The sequence below is a fragment of the Desulfomarina sp. genome, from assembly GCF_054039375.1.
This window is the reverse complement of the sequence record NZ_JBPLBA010000198.1, coordinates 1-3,328: the sequence shown is the minus strand read 5'-3', so window position 1 is coordinate 3,328 and position 3,328 is coordinate 1. Positions and strand designations below refer to the sequence as shown.

At 46.6% G+C, this 3,328-nt stretch carries 3 protein-coding genes; 1 reads left to right on the top strand and 2 read right to left on the bottom strand.

Annotated features, from left to right (window positions below; translation table 11 throughout):
* Positions 1-1,700: glycogen debranching protein (locus tag ACXLDX_RS11435; RefSeq protein ID WP_457577314.1), on the bottom strand; the 1,700-nt coding region annotated here is incomplete at its 3' end.
* Between the two features lie 131 nt (positions 1,701-1,831).
* On the opposite strand from ACXLDX_RS11435, the gene ACXLDX_RS11430 reads away from it, so the two are divergent.
* A complete protein-coding gene (locus ACXLDX_RS11430) occupies positions 1,832-2,776 on the top strand; it encodes an Lcl C-terminal domain-containing protein (protein WP_457577313.1) in 945 nt (314 codons plus the stop codon).
* Positions 2,777-3,131: 355 nt separating this feature from the next.
* Here the strand turns inward: ACXLDX_RS11430 and ACXLDX_RS11425 are convergent.
* On the bottom strand, positions 3,132-3,328 hold a 197-nt coding region (locus tag ACXLDX_RS11425), incomplete at its 5' end, for a heterodisulfide reductase-related iron-sulfur binding cluster (protein WP_457577312.1).

Here is a 3,328-nt window from a genome sequence, read left to right as displayed (position 1 = left end):
CTTTTCATGCGGCGAAAGCGCAGTTCAATGATATCCTGACGGTCAGTTTCCCCTTCACAGCCACTGTTCCAGCTGATGTTGTGGTTCTCCCCGTCCCTGTTTTCTTCTCCGTTGTTGTGGTTATGTTTTTCATTGTAGCTGACAAGATCATAGAGGGTGAATCCATCATGACTGGTGATGAAGTTGATGGAGCACAGGGGGCCGCGACCGTTTCGCTGGTAGAGATCCGAGCTCCCGGCAATCCGGGTTGCCACGCGGGCAACACTGCCCGCTTCTCCAGTCATGAAATAGCGTATATCATCTCTGAATCTGCCATTCCATTCGGCCCACCGAGAGTCAGTTGAAAAAGAGCCGACCTGGTACAGTCCCGCCGCATCCCATGCTTCAGCAATTATTTTTGTATCCCGGAGAACCGGATCTTCGGCAATGGCCTCGATAACAGGTGGATTGGCAAGAACGTGTCCCTCCCTGTCCCTGCCGAGAATGGAGGCAAGATCAAAACGGAAGCCGTCAACGTGCATTTCGGTTACCCAGTACCTGAGAGATTCGCGGATGAGATCACGGACTATCGGATGGTTGCAGTTCATGGTATTGCCGCAACCGGAGAAGTTGAGATATTCATGTTCTTCGTCCAGCAGGTAGAAGATCGGGTTGTCAATCCCTCTGAAACTGCTGGTGGTGCCGTTGTACCCCCCTTCCCCGGTATGGTTGAACACCATATCCAGGTATACCTCGATTCCAGCCTGATGCAGAGCCAGCACCATTTCTTTGAATTCTGTCATGGCATTTGCCGGTTCCGAGCTGTAACCGCTGTTGAGGGCAAAAAAGGAGACGGGACTGTATCCCCAGAAATTTTTCAGTTTTTCTCCTGTATCCGGGTTAACAAAAAAAATATCATTTTCATCAAATTCCGTGACCGGCATCAGTTCCACCGCGGTGATGCCAAGATCTTTTAAATGGGGGATTTTTTCAATTATACCTTTGAAGGTTCCGGGAGATGAAACTTCGGAGTTGGGGTTTCGGGTAAATCCCCGCACATGAAGCTCATAAATGATGGTTTCTGAAAGGGGTGTTTTCAGCGGTTTGTCATCCTGCCAGTCAAACTCATGAACACCACCCCTGCAGCATGGGATTTTGCCGTAACAGGACTCCTCTCCCCACTGTCGTGGAAGCAGGGTCCGGCTGTAGGGATCAATAAGAATCAGGGTGCTGTCGTAAAATGTCCCACTCTTTTTATCTGAAAATCCATGGCTGGAGGTCGCGTTGCCGCAGTCGGGATTTTCCTTGTTTTTTTGTGGCTGAGCCATAGACTCCGGCCATGCCGGTTTATCTGAAAATCCATGGCTGGAGGTTGCGCTGCCGCAGTCGGGATTTTCCTTGTTTTTTTGTGGCTGAGCCATAGACTCCGGCCATGCCGGTTTATCACTGGGGCCATCCATTCTGAATCCATAATTAAATTCAGGAAGGTTTCCTGCAATAAGGATATGCCAGATATCCCCAGTACGGTTTTTTCCGGGTTCCAGGACATATTCTTTTCTGACTGGAGTGGAGTTCCCGTCAGGAAAATAATCAATGACCAGAGAGACAGCAGTGGCATGACGCGAGAAAACTGCAAAATTTGTTCCCTCCCTGAGGTGTGTCACTCCCTGTGGAAGAGGAAAGCCGGTATCTGTTTTCAGGGCCGTGAATAGACTGGACATTGCGATAATGATTATTATAATTAGGAATATTGAAAAATTTCCGGATCGATATAATTCTACATCAGGAACGGGAATAAGGGAACCACAACCACTGATTTTCAGTGAAAGAGCAATAAGTAAAGGGAGGTCATATGGGGATATTTCATAAGGTAAAAGTCGGAGAAAGGGTTATCAGTCCGATAGACTGGGAAATGAGTCCCAATCTGAGTTTTGGAACATACGAGTCATGGGGTGGAAGAGAAAGAGTCAGAAACAATGATGAGCGGGTCTATTATTTCTTTGTTGACAACTGGGGAGATGAACCGAAGCTCTGTCTTATGGAACGGGGGGTAAAGCATGCCCGGATTCTCGCCGATATAACCGTTCCGGTGGAAATTGTAAAAAAATGTGTTGAAAACCAGGGGCGTTCAGCGATTTTTGAAAAAAGTTATGCCATAGATGAGTCAATTAAAAAGTGGCTGATTGAAAATGTTCTCGATGGAGGTGATTCGGATCTGGTTATCCCCCGGATAGAGCCGGAGGAACGTGTGGAGGATATGGGGCCTCCTCTTCCACAGTTTGATGATAGCCGGTTTTCAGTTGAGAGTGTCAGTCTGCCGGCAGAACCAGCGATTATCAATGATGATGAAATTGAGGGGTGCATCAGAAAATGGAATTTTTTTGATGCCGAACTCAATCCGACCGGAAAGTTTGATAATGTTCTGGTGGATGGAGGTCAGCCGGAAACAGTTATTGATCTGAAAACGTCACTGATGTGGCAGAGGGGGGGGCTGGATATCGCTTCCATCAGGACAATGCAGTTGAATATTGGTGAATTGAACAGGCAGGGTTTTGCAGGGTTTGATGACTGGCGGCAGCCTACCATGGAGGAGGCACTGTCGCTTATGGAACCTGAAAGGAACGGGAAAGGGATCTATCTTCATCCGGCTTTTTCCCGGGAACAGCCCTTTATTTTTGTTGCGGCAAAACGTAAGCCGGGAGGCTACTGGTTTGTAGATTATAAACAGGGACGCGCTTTCTGGTCCTCCGGCACCATTCCCGGGGGGTTCGGCAGGCTGGTGAGAACGCTGGAGTGAAATATATTTGATAAAACAGGGAGTTTTCAGGCTCACAACTGTCAGGCTGAGTTTTGTGTGCAATCAGAATGTTTTTATTGTTTCTGAACCAATGTCATTAAATTACTTGATTACCCATGAAACTCAGCCAAATTGTGGATTGGGCCTGTTTTATCAGGCTAGCCTACGGTCAAAAATCACTGGAAATCTCAATTGATAAGGAATTCAAATGAAAAAGTGTCAGTCCAGGTCATTTTATAATCAGTCTAATGTGATTTTTGAAATACGCCTGATAAAACAAGCACATCCACAGACTCACAAATAACAGGCTGAGTTTCATACGTAATCAGAAAAGTTTTTGAATTCCGGGGGGTGCTCAGATTGTGCCGGCTTTCCTGAGAGAATCTGCGAGGAATTCAACGACAAAACGAGCTTTTTCTCCGGAACGATGCTGGAGGAGATTATCCTGGATATGCATGACACAGGTAGGACAGGCAGTGGCGACATACTCAACATTTTCTTTTTGAATATTATTGATTTTATGATCGTTGATTTTTATTGCTGTTTCATAAT